Source organism: Alteromonas sp. 009811495, assembly GCF_028865455.1.
Lineage (GTDB): Bacteria > Pseudomonadota > Gammaproteobacteria > Enterobacterales > Alteromonadaceae > Alteromonas.
The window spans coordinates 1,063,867-1,082,735 of record NZ_CP113972.1 but is presented as its reverse complement, the minus strand read 5'-3'; the positions used below and the strand labels follow the sequence as shown (position 1 = coordinate 1,082,735).

Annotated in this window: 16 protein-coding genes; all 16 read right to left on the bottom strand. The window is 45.2% G+C overall.

The features are described from left to right. Window positions 1-47: 47 nt before the first annotated feature. The 16 genes from tilS to tsf all read right to left on the bottom strand — a co-directional run bounded on the left by tilS (window position 48) and on the right by tsf (window position 18,827). Window positions 48-1,376, bottom strand: a complete 1,329-nt coding sequence (tilS, locus tag OZ660_RS04910) for a tRNA lysidine(34) synthetase TilS (protein WP_274742768.1) — start codon at window positions 1,374-1,376, stop codon at window positions 48-50. A gap of 40 nt (window positions 1,377-1,416) precedes the next feature. Further along, window positions 1,417-2,373 (bottom strand): acetyl-CoA carboxylase carboxyl transferase subunit alpha, encoded by a 957-nt coding sequence (accA, locus tag OZ660_RS04905; protein WP_202264088.1) that lies wholly within the window; start codon window positions 2,371-2,373, stop codon window positions 1,417-1,419. A 68-nt stretch (window positions 2,374-2,441) separates the two neighbouring features. Next, window positions 2,442-5,906, bottom strand: coding sequence for a DNA polymerase III subunit alpha (gene dnaE, locus OZ660_RS04900; RefSeq protein ID WP_274742767.1), 3,465 nt, complete (start codon window positions 5,904-5,906; stop codon window positions 2,442-2,444). Between the two features lie 4 nt (window positions 5,907-5,910). After that, entirely contained in the window at window positions 5,911-6,483 is a 573-nt protein-coding gene (gene rnhB / locus OZ660_RS04895; RefSeq protein ID WP_274742766.1) for a ribonuclease HII, read from the bottom strand. Then, on the bottom strand, window positions 6,476-7,624 hold the full coding sequence (gene lpxB / locus OZ660_RS04890) for a lipid-A-disaccharide synthase (protein WP_274742765.1): 1,149 nt from the start codon (window positions 7,622-7,624) through the stop codon (window positions 6,476-6,478). Before lpxB ends, rnhB begins: the two co-directional genes overlap by 8 nt. A gap of 2 nt (window positions 7,625-7,626) precedes the next feature. Then, a complete protein-coding gene (lpxA, locus tag OZ660_RS04885; protein ID WP_202264084.1) occupies window positions 7,627-8,397 on the bottom strand; it encodes an acyl-ACP--UDP-N-acetylglucosamine O-acyltransferase in 771 nt (256 codons plus the stop codon). 1 nt (window position 8,398) lies between these two features. After that, a complete protein-coding gene (gene fabZ / locus OZ660_RS04880; protein ID WP_159623645.1) occupies window positions 8,399-8,848 on the bottom strand; it encodes a 3-hydroxyacyl-ACP dehydratase FabZ in 450 nt (149 codons plus the stop codon). Between the two features lie 207 nt (window positions 8,849-9,055). Beyond that, complete coding sequence (locus tag OZ660_RS04875; protein ID WP_159623647.1) at window positions 9,056-9,571, bottom strand: OmpH family outer membrane protein; 516 nt, start codon at window positions 9,569-9,571, stop codon at window positions 9,056-9,058. Between the two features lie 59 nt (window positions 9,572-9,630). Further along, entirely contained in the window at window positions 9,631-12,114 is a 2,484-nt protein-coding gene (gene bamA, locus OZ660_RS04870) for an outer membrane protein assembly factor BamA (protein ID WP_274742764.1), read from the bottom strand. 59 nt (window positions 12,115-12,173) lie between these two features. Continuing rightward, entirely contained in the window at window positions 12,174-13,526 is a 1,353-nt protein-coding gene (gene rseP, locus OZ660_RS04865) for a sigma E protease regulator RseP (protein ID WP_274742763.1), read from the bottom strand. Continuing rightward, on the bottom strand, window positions 13,520-14,707 hold the full coding sequence (ispC, locus tag OZ660_RS04860) for a 1-deoxy-D-xylulose-5-phosphate reductoisomerase (protein ID WP_274742762.1): 1,188 nt from the start codon (window positions 14,705-14,707) through the stop codon (window positions 13,520-13,522). Before ispC ends, rseP begins: the two co-directional genes overlap by 7 nt. After that, window positions 14,707-15,570 (bottom strand): phosphatidate cytidylyltransferase, encoded by an 864-nt coding sequence (locus OZ660_RS04855; protein ID WP_159623655.1) that lies wholly within the window; start codon window positions 15,568-15,570, stop codon window positions 14,707-14,709. The genes ispC and OZ660_RS04855 overlap by 1 nt, the downstream gene beginning before the upstream one ends. Window positions 15,571-15,624: 54 nt before the next feature. After that, a complete protein-coding gene (gene uppS / locus OZ660_RS04850; RefSeq protein WP_202264080.1) occupies window positions 15,625-16,407 on the bottom strand; it encodes a polyprenyl diphosphate synthase in 783 nt (260 codons plus the stop codon). Window positions 16,408-16,416: 9 nt separating this feature from the next. Then, window positions 16,417-16,974 carry a ribosome recycling factor gene (gene frr, locus OZ660_RS04845; protein ID WP_071817377.1) on the bottom strand — a complete coding sequence of 186 codons (558 nt, stop codon included), beginning with the start codon at window positions 16,972-16,974 and terminating at the stop codon, window positions 16,417-16,419. A gap of 23 nt (window positions 16,975-16,997) precedes the next feature. Next, the gene (gene pyrH / locus OZ660_RS04840; RefSeq protein WP_159623659.1) at window positions 16,998-17,735 is read right to left on the bottom strand and encodes a UMP kinase; all 738 of its coding nucleotides are present in this window, start codon (window positions 17,733-17,735) and stop codon (window positions 16,998-17,000) included. A gap of 219 nt (window positions 17,736-17,954) precedes the next feature. After that, window positions 17,955-18,827 carry a translation elongation factor Ts gene (tsf, locus tag OZ660_RS04835; RefSeq protein ID WP_159623660.1) on the bottom strand — a complete coding sequence of 291 codons (873 nt, stop codon included), beginning with the start codon at window positions 18,825-18,827 and terminating at the stop codon, window positions 17,955-17,957. Window positions 18,828-18,869 lie beyond the last annotated feature (42 nt).

The following is an 18,869-nucleotide window of genomic DNA, read 5'->3' as shown; positions in this document are numbered from 1 at the left end:
CAAAAAACTGCCGCTCTCTTGTTGTGCTATGTGCTGAAGGTTTCGCTCTACAAGTCCCGTGAAAACGTTATCTTAATGTCGCTATTGCATGTTGTTAGGTAGACACAAGCGTTATCTACTATAAGTCCTACTGGCACGCCGTTTATGAAAATCACAGGCACCTGACTTCGTTCCCACAAGGGCACACGCCACACTTTAAACCAATCCTTCAAGGTTTTAGAGACGCTTGACGAACTTGGCTTTACTTTAAGTCCGCGTTGATTTGTTTTAAGTACAATCTCACCGCTGTCATTCTTGCCTGAAACTTCAACGCGTATGTTTCCCTGCAACCAAGGTAGGTAACATGGTTCATTGGCAGTCAGTGTTATTTCACTTTCTGCAGGGTGTTTGGCATGCTCAACCCAGAAAAGGTCGCCGTTAAATCGTGCCACTTTCCCCCAATTAAACAACACTTCTGGTGTTGCATCGGGTTTAGCATGCAACATCGCCAAGATTTCGTCGAGTTGCGCTTTAGAGGGAACAAGTACCTTATGCGATGTGAACCACGCTCTTACAACGGCTGATTGCCATGGTACATTGAGTGTCGCAAGCCGTTCACCATTAAGACGTTTACCATTGTGTTTGACCGTATCAAGGTGAGCCAGCGCGGTTTCATTAACGAGTTCGGTTTGCTGTGCACACAACATGGCACTACGCCCTACCGTTTTAGTAAGCTTTGGCCAGCGTGACATGAGCTGAGGGATAATTTCATTGCGCAAGAAATTTCGGTCAAAGCTATTTTGGGTGTTTGACTCATCTTCTATCCACTTGAGACTTTCATCTTCAGCGTACTGAATGATATCTTTCTTTTCTAAGGCAAGCATCGGACGCACAACCAGTACGCCTTCGCGCAATTGCGCTTCTCCCATCCCCGAGAGACCTTGCGGCCCTGCTCCGCGCTTTAATTGAAGTAGCACAGTTTCGAGCTGATCTTGTGCATGTTGGCCTAATAGAAGCACGCCGTTAACGCTACGACATACTTGCAATAATTCCTTGTATCTCGCCTTACGCGCTTCTGCTTCAAGGCTTTGCCTTGCACCTTTTGCCACATCAACATGATGAAGGTGAAAGGTAATGTCATTCAATCGGCACTGCAGCTCACAGTGCTGTGCCCAATGATCTGCGTTAATACTAAGCCCATGATGAACATGTACTGCATGGATAGGACAATCAAACTGGTCGCGATAATCAACTACAGCTTGTAACAGAACGGAGGAATCAACACCGCCGCTGTAAGCAACAACGAGCGGTGTCTTTTGCGAATATGCAGCATCGGCAAGTGCGTGAGTGATGCGGTTAACAATATGCTCACTCACTGAGAATGATTGACGTGTCACTTACCTACAATGCCTTTTTTATTTCAGCGATGTTTAGCGCTTAACAATAACCAAATGACATCAAGCGTGCATAACGCTCTTCCATCAGTTTTGTTTTATCTAGCTCTTTAAGCTGATTAAGCTGCTGTTTAATTACCGCTTTTAGGTTTGCAGCCATGCCATTGTGATCACGATGTGCACCACCTAACGGCTCTTCAACGATACTATTGATTAGGCCTAATTCTTTAATTTGCGGTGCACTTACGCCCATTGCTTCTGCCGCTAATGGCGCTTTTTCAGCACTCTTCCACAAAATTGATGCACAGCCCTCAGGTGAGATAACCGAGTAGGTTGAATACTGAAGCATGTTTACGCGGTCACCAACACCAATAGCCAGTGCACCACCCGAACCACCTTCACCGATAACAGTACACACGATTGGCACTGTTAATTCAGCCATTTCAAACAGGTTCTTAGCAATAGCTTCACTTTGACCACGCTCTTCAGCACCTACACCAGGATATGCTCCAGGTGTATCGATGAAGGTAATGATAGGTAGATTAAAGCGTTCCGCCATCTTCATTAGACGCAGTGCTTTGCGGTATCCCTCTGGCTTCGGCATACCGAAATTACGTTTGATTTTTTCATTGGTATCACGCCCTTTTTGATGACCAATAACCATCACAGGTTGGTCATCCAGCATCGCTGGGCCACCAACAATGGCTTTATCGTCAGCAAAAGCACGATCCCCTGCAAGCTCATCAAACTCAGTGAAAATGCGAGGAATATAATCTAGTGTATAAGGACGCATTGGATGACGTGCTAGTTGCGACACCTGCCACGCGCCTAGGTCAGAAAAGATTTTCTTAGTAAGCTCCGCACTCTTGCCACGAAGTTTATTAATCTCTTCTTCGATACCTACATCAAACTCACCACCTTGATTTACCAACCTAAGCTCTTCAATTTTTGCTTCTAGTTCGGCTATTGGTTGCTCAAAGTCCAAAAACTGTATACTCATTTCGTGTCCTATTCGTACTACGCTCGTCTATGCAAACGCGAGATGTCCAATCTATCGAACTCTTACCCTTAATGGTAGAGTATTGAAACGGCTTTTTCTCCCAAACACTGTTTGAGGTCGTGTAAAAGTTGATCCTCTGGTGTGACATACCATTTAGCTCCGCATGCTAGAGTAACCTCTGCATCGGGATGTGTCACGACCAATTGAACGGGACAGCTTCCACCGTTAAATGCCTGCAAGATAGATTGCATCTGACTCATTTTCTTTGGTTCAAGCATCTGGGTATCTATATTTAGTGCCAGTGCTCTCGCGTTTTTCTCTCGTGCCTGAACAATGTCCATTACATCACGGGCGGTGATTGTATTGCCCCCAGAGAAATCATCAAAGCTGACCTGTCCCTTTATGAGTAAAATTCTATCGGTTTCAAGGACACTTTCGAACTGTTCATACATATCGGGGAAGAAACGTACGTCTATTCTCGCACTCTTGTCATCCAGAGTCACAATAGCCCAACGGCGCCCGCGCTTATTAGTCATTACACGCACACCAAGCACAAGACCAACTGCATTAGCCATTTGATCTTTGCCCGTGGGTTTTAAATCAACCAAGCGTCCATCAGTGTAATAACGCAGTTCATCGGCATATTGATTTATGGGGTGACCCGTAAGATACAAGCCCAATGTGTCTTTTTCGCCCTCCAGCCAGACTTTTTCTGGCCATTCTGGCACGTCGGCAAACGCCTGCTTAACATCTTCTGGTTCGGTAGTCAGTAGACCAAACATATCAGACTGGCCAAACGACTCAGCTTTTGCGTGCTGACCCGCAGCTGCAAGTGCCTCTGGCAAGCTTGCCATTAGCGTTGCGCGATGTGGACCTAAATTGTCCATTGCACCTGCTAAGACCAACTTCTCGAGCACGCGCTTATTAACGCGCTTGATGTCGATTTTGGCGCAGAAATCAAAGAGGTCTTTAAACGCACCTTGGGTTTCACGAGCTTCAATAATCGCCTCAATTGGGCCTTCCCCTACCCCTTTAATTGCGCCAATCCCGTAGACAATACGCCCTTCGCTATCGACGGTAAATTTGTATTTACCTGCATTCAAATCTGGTGGCAGTATCTCAATACCCATGCGCTCACATTCATCGACAAGGGTTACGATTTTATCTGTGTTATCCATATCAGCAGACATTACTGCAGCCATAAATTCCGCGGGATAGTGTACTTTTAACCACAGTGTTTGGTAAGAAACCAGTGCATAAGCTGCCGAGTGTGATTTGTTAAAACCATATCCCGCAAACTTTTCTACCAAGTCGAAGATTTTCATCGCCAGGTCTGGGTCGATGTTATTGCCTTTGGCACCTTCAGCAAACGTACCACGCTGCTTGGCCATCTCTTCTGGCTTTTTCTTACCCATTGCACGACGCAGCAAGTCAGCGCCGCCCAGTGAATAGCCTGCCATTTCCTGAGCAATCTGCATTACCTGTTCCTGATACAAGATAATGCCATAAGTAGGCTCTAGAATTTCTTGCAAGCACTCGTGCTGATATTCAGCATCGGGGTAGGAAATTTCTTCACGTCCGTGCTTACGGTCAATAAAGTTATCTACCATGCCCGATTGCAGTGGACCGGGGCGAAATAGCGCAACCAGTGCGATAATATCTTCAAAGCAGTCAGGTTTAAGGCGCTTAATCAGTTCTTTCATACCACGGGATTCCAGCTGGAATACCGCGGTAGTCTCGGCGTTTTGAAGCGTTCTAAAACTCTTAGGGTCTTCGAGTGGAATCGCGCTGATATCTACTTCAACGTTTTTGCCTTCCTTAATCATATCAATCGCCCACTGAATGATAGTCAGTGTACGAAGTCCTAAGAAGTCAAATTTTACAAGGCCGGCAGTTTCAACGTCATTCTTATCGAACTGGGTAACCGGGTTTTTACCTTCGTCATCACAATACAATGGCGAAAAATCAGTAATAGTGGTTGGCGCAATAACAACACCACCGGCGTGCTTACCTGCGTTTCGCGTAACCCCTTCAAGAATACGTGCCATATCGATGAGGTCTTTGACTTCCTCATCACTTTCGTACACTTCAGGCAATTGAGGCTCGGCCTTAAACGCTTTTTCAAGTGTCATGCCTGGGTCTGGTGGAATAAGCTTAGAAATGCGGTCTACAAAACCATAGGGGTGGCCTAATACGCGACCTACATCGCGAACTACCGCTTTTGCCGCCATGGTACCGAAAGTGATAATTTGTGATACCGCCTGACGCCCGTAAAGCTCAGCAACATGGTCGATTACTTCGTCTCGTCTATCCATACAGAAGTCGACGTCAAAGTCGGGCATGGATACACGTTCTGGGTTCAAGAAACGTTCGAATAGCAAATCGAATTCAAGCGGGTCAAGGTCAGTAATTTTAAGCGCGTACGCAACAAGTGAGCCGGCACCTGAACCCCGCCCTGGACCTACCGGAATACCGTTGTCCTTACTCCACTGAATGAACTCCATAACGATAAGGAAGTAACCGGGGAACCCCATTTGGTTGATTACTTCTAACTCTACGCGCAAGCGATCATCGTATTCTGGTCGCTTTTCTTTGCGCTCATTTTCATCGGGGAATAAGAATTCGAGGCGCTCTTCCAGACCTTCTTCCGATACTTTAACCAAGAAGTCTTCCGTGGTCATGCCGCCCGTTGGAAATTGCGGTAGAAAGTATTCGTTTAGCCGCACAGTTACGTTACAGCGTTTTGCAATTTCAACGGTGTTTTCAATTGCTTCTGGAATGTCGCTAAACAACTCAATCATTTCATCGGCAGTTCGCAGATATTGCTGGTCGCTATAGCGCTTGGGACGACGATTGTCATCAAGGGTGTATCCATCGTGAATACACACGCGGATCTCGTGAGCTTCAAACCCTTCTTGCTCGATAAAACACACTTCGTTAGTGGCTACTACTGGCAACCCTTGCTTTTCGGCAAGCTCTACCGCCAAATGTAAGTAATCTTCTTCGCCCTGACGACCTGTGCGTATAAGTTCTAAATAGAAGCGGTCGGGAAAGTGAGTTTCATAGAATGATAATGCGCTATCTAGTATTTTGGCGTTGTTCTTCATTAGTCCAACGCCAATATCCCCATGCTGAGCACCTGATAACACAATAACGCCTTCACTGTGCTCTGCTAACCATTCTTGGTCGATAACCGCACGATGAGATAAATGCCCGCGAAGGTACGCTTTTGAAATAAGAATAGTTATATTTTTGTAACCTTCGTTGTTCATTGCGAGCAACGTCAGCCTGAATGGTTCATCACCAAATATTTCATTTGTCACCCAAAAATCAGTGCCGATAATAGGTTTGATACCTAAATTATGTGCTTCAGAGTAAAACTTTACCAAGCCGCACATATTCATTTGATCAGTAATGGCAACGGCAGGCATGCCCAAAGCTGCTACCTTTCCTAAGATAGGCTTTACCTTGTTAAGCCCATCCATCATCGAAAAATCGCTGTGGACACGTAAATGAATAAATGGCGATGACATGATGTTATTTCTCTTCAAGTAACGCTTTTACTGGTTTGAAACTTTTGCGATAGCAGTCTAAAACGCCAAATTCGGCAATGGCTTCAAAATGCGCTTTAGTCGGATAGCCCTTATGCCCAGCAAAATTATATTGGGGATAGGCGTCGTGTAAGGTGAGCATATCATTGTCACGCTCCACTTTGGCAATAATTGACGCTGCCGATATTTCTGCATGAAGACTATCACCTTTCACTACGGCCTCTGCGTCGTAATTCCAGGCAGGCACGCGATTGCCATCTACGCGCACAAAGTCAGGCTTTACTGCAAGCCCGTCAACTGCACGAGTCATGGCGAGCATGGTGGCGTGTAATATGTTGAGTTTATCGATTTCCTCAGGACTGGCGCGTCCGATACTCCAATAGAGTGCTTTTTCACGAATTGCCTGTGCTAAAGCAACACGTTTTTTTTCGCTTAACTTCTTAGAGTCAGTGAGCCCTTCAATGGGATTATTAGGGTCTAAAATAACTGCGGCGGTGACCACATCACCCACCAGTGGTCCGCGCCCTACTTCGTCTACTCCGGCAATTAACTTATGCAAACAATTCCTCCACGACAGCTTTTGCTGCTGTTTTATCAGCATTGCATTTTAGCGTATGGTGGAGGTCGGTGAAACGGGAAATAAGAACAGAATTGTCACTTTCGAAGAAGTTGAGCAACTGTTTGCTCATATTCTCTGCATTAACGTCATCTTGAAGCAATTCAGGAATAATTGCTTCATTTGCAAGTAAATTAGGTAAGGTGAAAAACGGTGCTTTGTACAACCGCTGCATAATGCGGTAAGTCAGCGGTGCAAGTTTGTACGCCGCTACCATAGGCCTTTTACACAACATCGCTTCCAATGTCGCCGTACCAGAGGCAAGCAAAATTACATCACTGGCAATCATTGCCTCGCGTGCGGTGCCTTGTGAAATTTTAATGGGTAAGCGCGCTTGCGCATTATCGCTATTAGAAAGGATGTCATTAATTTGAGCAAGGCGGTGCTCATTTGCCGCAGGGATCACAAACGTGATATCGCTTTGCTTAGAATGAATCGCTTCAATGGTCTCTAAAAAGACAGGCAGTAGTGTCTCAACTTCGCCGCGCCTTGAGCCAGGAAGTACTGCAAGTACGCGTTGATCACTATCAAGTCCAAGAGATTGCCGTGCCGCTTTTTGATCGGGCTCTATGGCAATAGCATCTGCCATTGTGTGACCTACAAACGTATAAGGTACTTGGTATTTATCATATACCTGTTGTTCAAATGGGAATAAACCCAACACTCTGTTACATGCTTTTGCGATTTTATGAATGCGTTTTTCACGCCATGCCCACACCGTCGGGCTTACGTAATGCATGGTTTTTATGCCACGTGCTTTTAACGTTTTCTCTACACGTAGATTAAAATCGGGGGCGTCGATACCAACAAAAATATCAGGTGGGTTTTTCTCAAAATGAGTAAGCAGCTGCTTTTTAACTTTTAATATAGCCGGAAGATGAGAAAGCACTTCAACTAGCCCCATAACCGATAAGGTTTCCATGTCAAAAAGACTGTGAAAGCCGTTCATCATCATATTGGGGCCACCAATACCCTCGATAACAGCATTGGGGTATTGGCGCTTTAGTTCAGCCACCATTCCAGCGGCAAGTACATCACCAGAGGGCTCTCCGGCAACCATGCCGATTCGTAATGGCCTTGTCATAATTAGCGAATAATGCCTCGCTGTGCATTTTTAAGGAAGTCGACCATTCTGGCCACACCAGGAAATGAAGCAGCAGGCTCGGCGAGCTTGGTAATTGCTTCTTCCACTGTATTGCCCTCACGGTAAATAGCCTTGTAGGCGCGCTTAATCGCCATCACTTCATCTTTCTCGAAGCCACGACGCTTCAACCCCTCAGAGTTAATTCCCTGTGGGATATTCTTTTGGCCACTGACCATCACAAAAGGTGGCACATCGCGCAGAATAATGCCGCCAGCGCCCAAAAAGGCATGTGCACCAATCTTACAAAATTGGTGGATACCTACTGCACCACCTACGATGACAAAGTCGTCCATGTGAACGTGACCTGCCACTGCAACATTGTTAGCAATGATAATATCGTCGCCTAGAACACAATCGTGAGCAATATGCGCATTAGCCATAAATAGGCCACGAGAGCCTATAATGGTAATGCCTTTATCTTGAATAGTGCCGCGGTGAACGGTAACCCCTTCACGAAACTCGTTATCATCACCGATAACCAGTTCGGTAGGCTCGCCCGCGTACTTTTTATCTTGGCAGTCTTCACCAATAGAAGAAAACTGATAAAACTTGTTGTTTTTACCGATACGCGTAGGGCCGCGTACCACCACATGTGATTTCAGTATACAACCATCGCCAATTGTTACATTGTCATCGACCACGCAAAAGGGGCCTATGGTGACGTTTTCACCAATGGTTGCACTATCAGAAATTACCGCAGTAGGATGGATCACGTTATGCTATCTCTCTCATCGCACACATAAATTCTGCACTACAAGCTAGGTCGCCATCGACACTCGCAGTACCTTTAAACTTCCAGATCCCTCTGCGCTCTTTTACTAAGGCAACATCGAATTCTAATCGGTCACCTGGTACAACCGGACGCTTAAAGCGCGCGTTGTCTATCCCTGCATACAAATATAACTTGTCATTATTGCCCATGGTCTTAAAACCAAGCACACCGGCAGCCTGCGCCATCGCTTCAAGAATGAGCACGCCTGGAAAAATCGGCTGTTCGGGAAAGTGTCCCGTAAAACAAGGCTCATTAATGGTAACATTCTTATAGGCCTTAATCGACTCACCCAGCACATAGTCTGTTACGCGATCGACCAATAGGAATGGATATCTATGCGGAAGTAATTCCAGGATTTCCTGAATTTCGATGGTATTGAGTGAATTGGTCAAAAACTTTCTCCTGTATACAAGCATGACCTTTAGTGGTGTTTACCCTCAATGCATTGTCGCGGGTATAATGGTCAAGCTCGCCGTAAAAAACAAAACGGCGGCAACCATACGCTGTTAAGCGTAAAAAACAAATCAGACCAACACCTTTTGAGTATTGGTCTGAAGATATTATAGCCTGTTAACTGCCTACCTTGGCAGCAAAAGCAATTAGTTAACTTTGCTAACTTGCTCTAGAACTTGCTCAGAAAGGTCATGCTCTTCTTTTGCAAATGCAACTGCACCTGAGTTAAGAATAAGATCATAGCCTTGCTTCGCCGCAACAGAGTCAATCGCTTGCTTGATAAGACCAAGAAGCTTGTTGCGCTCTTCGTTGCTACGACGCTGAATATTTTGCTGTAGCGGTTGACCTTTTGTGGCTAGCGCTTCTCGTACTGACAAGATTTTTTGTTCTAATTCTTTCTTCTCTGCATCGCTCATTGTAGCTGCATCGCGTTGTAGACGCTCTGCGTAAAACTGACCGTCACGTTGAAGTTGGTTTACTTCTTCAATTTGGTCTTTAAACTCTGCTTGAATTGCATTTTGAATTTCAGCAGCCTGAGGCATAGCTTGGAAAATACCTTGAACATCAACAACTGCTACTTTTTGTTCCGCCATTACAGACGTACTTACTAAAGCGCTACCCAACATTGCACCAGCAACGATATGTTTAACCAACTGTTTCAAAAGGAACTCCTTTTTTCATCTTTTTATAGGGCGCGGTAATCTCGCGCCACTTTTAATATTTAGAAAGTTTGACCGATATTGAAGGTGAAGAATCTTGCATCATCACCTTCGCGCTGTTGTATAGCTTTCGAGAAGCTGAATACCATTGGTCCCATTGGAGAAATCCACTGAACCGATACACCTGCCGAGCTACGATACAGGCTCCAATCAGAATAGTCCAATAGCACTTGTTCACCGCGCTGGTTTGGACTTACTTCAAACTGGCTATATCTGTCATAGTCGAATTCAGTATCCCACACGTTACCCACATCCACAAACAAACTTGTGCGAACTGAGTTGTCCATGTCTTCTTCAACAAATGGTGTTGGAACAATTAGCTCGATACCACCGAGCGCCATTGCGTTACCACCTAGGCTTCGCTGCGACCAAGAAATTTGGGCATTGGCAGGATCGCCAGGGAATGGTACGCCATCTGGACCAACAATACTGCCTGCGTTGCCAAGGAAGATACCGCGAGGACCCACTGTGTTGTTTTCAAACCCGCGCAATGAATCTGCACCACCCGCCGTAAAGTTCTCGGTGAATGGAAGAATTTGCTCATTACCGTCGATATCACCATAGCCATTACCGTAACCTAGACGCATACGAGCAAGGAACGACCAGCGTTGATTACGAGAAAGTGGGAAGTACCACTTTCCATCGAACACGCTTTTGAAGTAGTTAACGTCTGAGTTTGGTGTAGTGATACTAAAAGAAGCACGTTGCGATGAACCCGCCGTCGGGAATAGACCGCGGTTCAATGTACTTCTACTCCAGCTCACGCTCGCCAAATAGCTATCGTATTTAATCGCTGCATCTGGATCTTCACCATTGGTGAATTGGTTATAGAATTGTTCGGTTTGCTCGTAATAACCACGGTTAAATAGCTCTACGTTAGAGTAAGTCAAACCGAAGTTTATACGGTTGAATTCGTTGATGGGGTAACCAATGTTGGCCCCAATAGACCAACGCTTTGAGTTGTACTGGATAACGTTGAAGTCAGAACCATCAAATTCGCTATAACCAATACTTCCACCCAAGCTAATGCCATCAATAGTGAAGTAAGGGTCGTTATAAGTGATTTGTGCTGAGCGCTGATAAGACACTGTACTTAGGTTAATACCTACGCGTTTACCTGTGCCCAAGAAGTTATCCTGCTGAATGCCAGCCTGCAAACTCAATTTGGTACGGTCACCATAGCCGATACCAGCATTAAAAGAACCTGACGGCTGCTCTTTAACGTTAAAGTTTACATCTACTTTATCTTCAGAGCCTGGAATACGGATTGTTTCAAACTCAACCTCTTCCATGTAAGTCAAACGAGAAAGTTGGTTCTTTGATGACTCAAGTAGGTTATTTGATAGCCACGTACCTTCCATCTGACTAACGTTTTGACGAAGTACATTATCAGCGGTGACTACGTTACCATTAAACTTTATACGGTTAACGTAAATACGTTTTCCTGGGTCTACAGATAAAGTCAATTTAACGGTTTTATCTTCATCATTAATATCAGGTACTGTAGTTACAGTCGGATAAGCGTAGCCAAAGCGTCCTAAATATTTGCTGATGAATTCTTCGGTATAAGTGACTTCAGCTTGGTTGTATAGCTCACCTGGCGTAAGTGGCAATACTGCTTCAATATATTCTTCGTGCCCGAGTACGTCACCGACCAGCTCTACTTCAGAGATAGTATATTGTTCTCCTTCACTTACGTTCATCGCAATATAAATACCTGACTTCTCGGGTGTCATTGACACTTGAGTCGAGTCTACATTAAAACGCAAGTAACCGCGGTCAAGGTAATGGTTGCGCAACGTTTCCATATCACCTTGTAGCGTTTGCTGCTGGTAACGGGTTTCTGAAAGGAAATCCCACCACGGTGTATCGTATTGGAGCTCAAACGCTTCCATTAACTCTTCGTCAGAGAAAAGCTCGTTACCCACAATGTTTATCTGCGCAATCTCAGCGGCATCGCCCTCTTCAAAAAGCAGCTTTAAATCTACGCGATTGCGCGGAAGTGGCGTGATGATTGCCGTTACATCAGCATTATATTTACCAATACTGTAGAAGAAATCTTTGAGGCCATTTTCAATAGATGTCAGTACTGTCTTATCAAGCGGCTCACCAACTCTTACGCCATTACCATCTAAGCTTTCTTGAAGCTGCTCATCTTTGATGTCGTCATTGCCTTCAAAAATGATATTACTAATGGTTGGACGCTCAGCGACGCGAACAACAAGTGTGTTGCCATCGCGCAGTATTTCTACATTCTCAAAGTGAGTTGAAGAGTAAAGCGAACGAATGAGCTGTGTCACTCGGAACGTATTTAGCTCATCACCAACCTGCACCGGCAAGTATGTAAGCGCCGCACCTAGTGCAACACGTTGTAAGCCTTCTACACGAATATCTTCAACAACGAACTCACTGTCTTGCGCCGCAGCGTTGGCAAAGCTAGCACTGGAAAGGATGGCTCCGGCTGCTACTAACTGTTTTAACTTCATCTATTTTTCTTTTCCTGGCCGCGTTTTTATATTAGCTGTTTTGTACTTCCTGATTTGTATCAGGTTATGCGAGCAATATCGTTAAATATAGCGATACCCATAATCATAAACAGAAGCACGCCACCTATTCTGTAACCCCACTCCTGCACCGCTTCAGGCACAGGTTTGCCTGTGATCCACTCCACGGTAAAAAACATGAGGTGACCACCGTCAAGCATGGGCAAGGGTAATAAATTAATAATGCCTAAATTTACGCTTATTAAGGCAAGAAAACTCAAAAAGTACGCAAGTCCATACTCTGCACTTGTCCCCGCACCTTGAGCAATTGAGATAGGCCCATTTAAATTTTTCACAGACACATCGCCTGTGATGAGCTTACCTATCATGTCGACACTGAGTGTCATAAGACGCCACGTTTTATCTAGCGCCCTCCCAATAGCCTCTATAATGCCATATTGATGGGTAAACACATACCCCTCAGGCCAAGGCTCAAACGTTGGGCTTACACCTAAATACCCACTTTGCCCTTGTGGTGTATCACGGCGCGCTATCGTGGCATGCAGTATCTGTGTTTGTCCATCCCTTTCTATTTCAAGCGCAACACGCTCTCCAGGGCTATCGACCACCACGTCCACCAAACCATTCCACGATGACAACTTGTTTCCGTTCATCGCAAGAAGCGTATCGCCAATTTTCAGGCCCGCTTGCTGCGCTGCACTTCCCTCTCCAACAAAACCCACCTCCAAAGTAGGATCAGGTCGAAATGGGGTTAGTCCCAAACTGCTTAATGGAGACTCACTATCTGGGTCAAAGTTCCAAGAAGTCAGTGTAAATGTCAGTTCTTTTTCAATACCTGCTGCATTTTTAACCGTAATTTGCGCTTTTTCATCACCTATGTTCGACACAAGCTCAAAATTTACTGCTTCCCAATCTGGCGTAGCGCGAGAACCAATCTTTATAATTTCGTCACCATTTTGCATACCTGCCATCGCAGCGATGCTGTCGGGCTCAACACTTTTAACTACGGGTTTAACTGTCTGAAGGCCAACCAAGTACATTAGCCACAACGCAAAAAAAGCGAAAATAAAGTTCACCCCTGGTCCGGCGGCAATTACCGCCATTCGCTGTAATACGGGTTTATTATTGAATGCTTTGTCAGCTAGATGTGGTGGTACGTCGTCAATACGCCCATCTAACATGCGAACGTAACCACCAAGTGGAATCATCGCAATCACGTATTCGGTGCCTGATTTGCTCAGCTTGCGCCAAATTGGCTTACCGAAGCCTATCGAAAAACGTTCAACTTGAACGCCGCACTTGCGTGCAACATAAAAATGGCCCCACTCGTGAACAGCGACCAAAATGCCCAAGGCGATAATAAAAGCCCCAAGGCTCCACAAAAACGCTAACACAGGAACTTACCTCTTATAATGTCGCTCGCTTTGTCTCTTGCTAAAGCATCTTGTTCAAGAATTTGTTGAATAGACGATACTTTTACCATTGGCATGGACTCAAGAGTGGCTTCGTTGACCTTGGCAATGTCACAAAATTGAATTTGCCCTAAAAGAAAACGCTCTACCGCTACTTCGTTAGCCGCATTTAAACGCGTAGTTGCACACTGCCCTTCTTTACATGCATCGATGGCAAGCTTCAAATTGGGGTAGCGCTTAAAACACGGTGTTTGAAAACTGAAACTGCTAATATCAGCGAAGTCTAGAGGAGTTACACCGGCTTCAATCCGTTCAGGAAATGCAAGACCATACGCAATAGGCGTACGCATATCTGGATTACCCATTTGAGCAATGACAGAGCCATCAATGTACTGCACCATAGAGTGGATAATACTTTGAGGATGGATAACCACATCAATATCTTCAGCACCCGCGCCGAATAACCAACACGCCTCAATAAATTCGAGCCCTTTATTCATCATAGTGGCAGAATCTATCGTAATTTTTCTGCCCATCGACCAATTAGGATGGGTACTTGCCTCATCAATACTGATAGACGAAAAGGTATCTAGCGCACGCTCTCTAAAAGGTCCACCCGAGCCCGTAAGAAGAATTTTGCGAATGCCCGATGCCTCAAAATTTCCATATTGGAAGTCATGAGGTAGGCATTGAAAGATAGCATTATGCTCGCTATCAATCGGTAAGATTGTTGCGCCACTTTGATTCGCGGCTTCAATAAATAGCGCGCCAGACATCACTAACGCTTCTTTGTTTGCTAGCATGACACGCTTACCTGCTTTAACAGCAGCAAGTGTAGGCAGTAAGCCTGCAGCACCAACAATGGCGGCCATAACTGAATCGACTTCAGGTGCACTTGATACATCTTCAAGCGCTTGCGCCCCGCATAAAATTTCAGCATCTACGCGGTATTGCTTAGCTAACTCACAAGCCTTGTCGTACAGACTATCATCAGCGACAACAACATAACGAGGGGCGCATTTAAGCGCTTGTTCCATGAGAAGGTCTAGCTGTGAATTACCCGTAATAGCAAATACACGGTATTGTTCAGGGTGGCGGCTAATAACATCAAGCGTATTACAACCAATGGAGCCTGTTGCCCCTAGTATTGTTACCGTCTGCATTACGCCATCCAAGTTACATAGCAGAACGCAAATACCGGAAACGCTGCGGTAAGACTATCAATGCGATCAAGCACACCGCCATGTCCAGGTAGTATCTTGCCACTATCCTTAATACCCGCACAACGCTTTAACATACTCTCGTTAAGGTCGCCTAAAGCAGATACTGCTACCGTAATACACCCAACAACAAAGTGAAGCCAAATTCGCGAAGGTTCAACCTGATAGTGCAATGCCGCAAAGGCGATAATCGCAAATGAAGCGGCAATACCACCTAACAACCCTTCTAAGCTTTTTCCTGGTGATACATTTGGACGAAGCTTGTGACGACCAAATTTAACACCCACGAAGAAAGCACCAATGTCAGCAGCCCATACAATACCCAGTACGTAGAATATTAAAGAGGTACCGTAATGGTGGTCAACATCGTACAAACTTGTCTTGAGCGCAATTACAGCAACCCACGTAGGAATAAGAGTTAACGCACCAAATAACGTTCTAACGCCTTTACTCTCACGCCAAAACCCCGTATGTTTTGGATAGGCTAGCACCATAAACAATGACGCAATCCACCAAAAGACCGAAATTGTTAAAATACCTCTATACAATCCATGAAGTTGGCCTTGGTGCCAAATGCTATCTGCATCCACAATAAGCGAAAGTAGTATACAAATACTGAATGCGCCTACTAAGTACATAAGCTTTTTGGGGCGCTCGCACACACCAGACATATTTGCCCACTCGTAAGCGCCGATACCAACGACACCCGCAATGGCAATTTCAAACCAAAAAATAGGAAGGAAAAGAATGGCATAAAGCGCCAGAGGCGCAAGAATTAATGCAGTTATTATTCGTTGTTTTAGCATAGTTTGCCCTTGGCTCCTGTTACCAGGGCGCGCCTGATAATCGCCTGCATGGTCTTAACCATCGGCAGTGACAACCTGCTCACCAGTAAGTCCAAATCGGCGCTGGCGAACATTGAAATCGTCTACGGCTAATTGAAACACGTCTTCGTTGAAGTCGGGCCATAGAACGTCGGTAAAATACAATTCAGCATAAGCACATTGCCAGAGTAAAAAGTTACTTATACGGTGTTCGCCACCTGTGCGAATCAGTAAGTCTAGCTCTGGAAGGTTTGCTGTAGAGATATGAGTATTAAACGTGTCTTCATTTATGCTATCAACATCAATGTCACCACATTTAACTTGCTGGGCCAGCTGCTTGGCAGCGTTGACGATATCCCAGCGACCACCGTAATTGGCGGCAATATTAAGGACCAAGTCTTTGTTGTCCTTCGTCATCTCTTCGGCTTTGCGAATCTTTTCTACAAGCTTGGCGTCAAACGCAGAAACGTCACCAATTACCTGTAATCGCACGCCGTTTTTATGCAGACGCTTAGCTTCGCTGTTCAACACAAGATTGAACAAGTCCATCAATACACTGACTTCTTCTTCTGGTCGCTTCCAGTTTTCACTGGAAAACGCGAATAATGTCAGTGATTCAATCGCGTTTTGTCTAGCAAAGCGCACTACAGCGCGCACTGATTCCACCCCGGCTTTGTGACCAAAGGTACGAATTTTCCCTTTCTTCTGCGCCCAACGACCGTTGCCATCCATGATGATGGCAACGTGCTTGGGGCCGGCAGATGAAACCGGCTCCACTACTTTTGTCGATTTAGCTGCGCTTAACCGCTTTCCAATCATAATACTGACTTAAACTTCCATTAATTCTTTTTCTTTGTCAGCAAGCATGCTGTCAACTTTCTTAATGAACTCGTTAGTAATTGACTGGATGTTCTCTTCTGCTGCACGGCTCTCATCTTCGCTGATTTCTTTTTCTTTCAGCAGATCTTTTACATCGCCATTCGCGTCGCGACGAATGTTACGAATAGCCACACGGCCACCTTCTGCTTCGTTGCGCACCACACGAATTAAGTCTTTACGACGCTCTTCAGTAAGCGGAGGAAGAGGAATACGGATTGAACCACCCGCACTCATTGGGTTAAGGCCCAAGTCAGATTGCATAATTGCTTTTTCTACCGCTTGAATGGCGCTTTTATCAAAAACAGTTAGCGCAAGTGTGCGGCTATCTTCAGCGACTACGTTAGCAACTTGCTTTAGCGGTGTATCAACACCGTAATAAGGGACCATAATACCGTCAAGAAGGCTTGGATGTGCACGACCTGTGCGAATTTTACTGAATTGGCCCTTAAGTGCTACAAGGCTTTTTTCCATGCGCTCTTGCGCATCTAATTCAATTTCATCAATCACGATTTGTATCCTATTGTTCTTAATTAATCGTTGTCAGCGTGGCGGATCACAGTACCTTCTTTTTCGCCCATCACTACGCGCTTTAGGCAGCCTGGCTTGTTCATATTGAACACGCGAATTGGTAAGCTGTGATCACGAGCCAAAGTGAATGCTGACAAGTCCATCACTTTAAGTTCTTTTTCTAACACTTCTTGATAAGTTAACTCATCGTAAAGCGTTGCTTCTGGGTTTTTAACTGGGTCATCACTGTAAACGCCGTCAACTTTTGTTGCTTTAAGAACAGCGTCAGCTTCAATTTCAATTCCGCGCAAACATGCTGCAGAATCTGTGGTAAAAAATGGGTTACCTGTCCCGGCAGAGAAGATAACAACACGGCCTGATTTTAGTAAGCTAATCGCTTCTGCCCAGTTGTAAGCATCACACACGCCATTAAGTGGGATTGCAGACATCATGCGCGCATTAACGAAGGCACGGTGTAGTGCATCACGCATGGCTAATCCGTTCATCACCGTTGCTAACATTCCCATGTGATCGCCCACTACGCGATTCATACCTGCTTTTGCTAGGCCTTCGCCGCGAAACAAGTTACCACCACCAATAACAAGGCCAACTTGAACACCTAGCTCAACCAGCTCTTTAATTTCTTGTGCCATTCTATCTAGCACTTTTGGGTCAATACCAAAGCCTTCTTCACCCATTAGGGCTTCACCACTTAGCTTTAACAGAATGCGACGGTATGCTGATTTTGGTGTGATACTCATAGTTTGAAATGTCCTCGTAAACCCGTTTTGTCGTATAGCTTTCTTACTGTCTAAAGGCAAAAAGCATAGGACAAAGCGTTTTAGCATGCTTAACTGCTTAGCTTCACATCGTTGAGCGATAATGGCAACAACAATGAAGTGCAGCTATAAAAAAGCACCTCAAATGAGGTGCTTTGTAGTTTATCTAACTATTGCGTAATGCAAAAGATAAACGCTCAATTATTTCTTAGCAGCTTCCATTTGAGCAGCTACTTCAGCAGCGAAGTCTTCAGTCTTCTTCTCGATACCTTCACCAACTTCAAAACGTACGAAGTTGATTACGTCTGCGTTGTTGTTCTTAAGAAGCTCAGCAACAGAGATTGAAGGATCTTTAACGAAAGGCTGACCAGTCAAGCTCACTTCGCCTGTGAACTTCTTCATGCGGCCTGCAACCATTTTCTCAGCGATATCAGCTGGCTTACCAGACTGGATAGCGATTTCGATTTGGATTTCTTTCTCTTTCTCAACAACTTCTGCTGGAACGTTTTCAGGCTTAACGAACTGCGGGCTTGCCGCTGCTACGTGCATTGCAACGTCTTTCGCTAGCTCTTCGTCACCACCAGTAAGGATAGAGATAACACCAATTCGGCCACCGTGAATGTAAGCACCTAGTGTATCACCTTCAACGTTGATAACACGGCGAGGAGAAATGTTCTCACCGATTTTAGCAACTAGCGCATCACGCGCTTCGCTAACTTTAACGCCGTTCATGTCTGCGTCGTTAAGCGCTTCGATGTCGTTGATGTTGTTAGCTGCTGCTACTTCTAGAAGCTCGTTACCGAACTTAAGGAAACCTTCGTCACGTGCAACGAAGTCAGTTTCACAGTTTAGTTCAAGCATAGTCGCGCGACCTGCTTCAACTTTAGTAAGGATTACACCTTCAGCTGCGATACGACCAGCTTTCTTAGCCGCTTTCGCTTGACCTGATTTACGCATGTTTTCAATGGCTAACTCGATGTCACCATCCGTCTCAACCAGGGCTTTTTTACAATCCAGCATACCTGCGCCAGTACGTTCGCGCAGTTCTTTAACTAGTGCTGCAGTCACTGCCATTTTTCAATTCCTCAGCATTAAATTTTAAATTCGTTAGGTAAA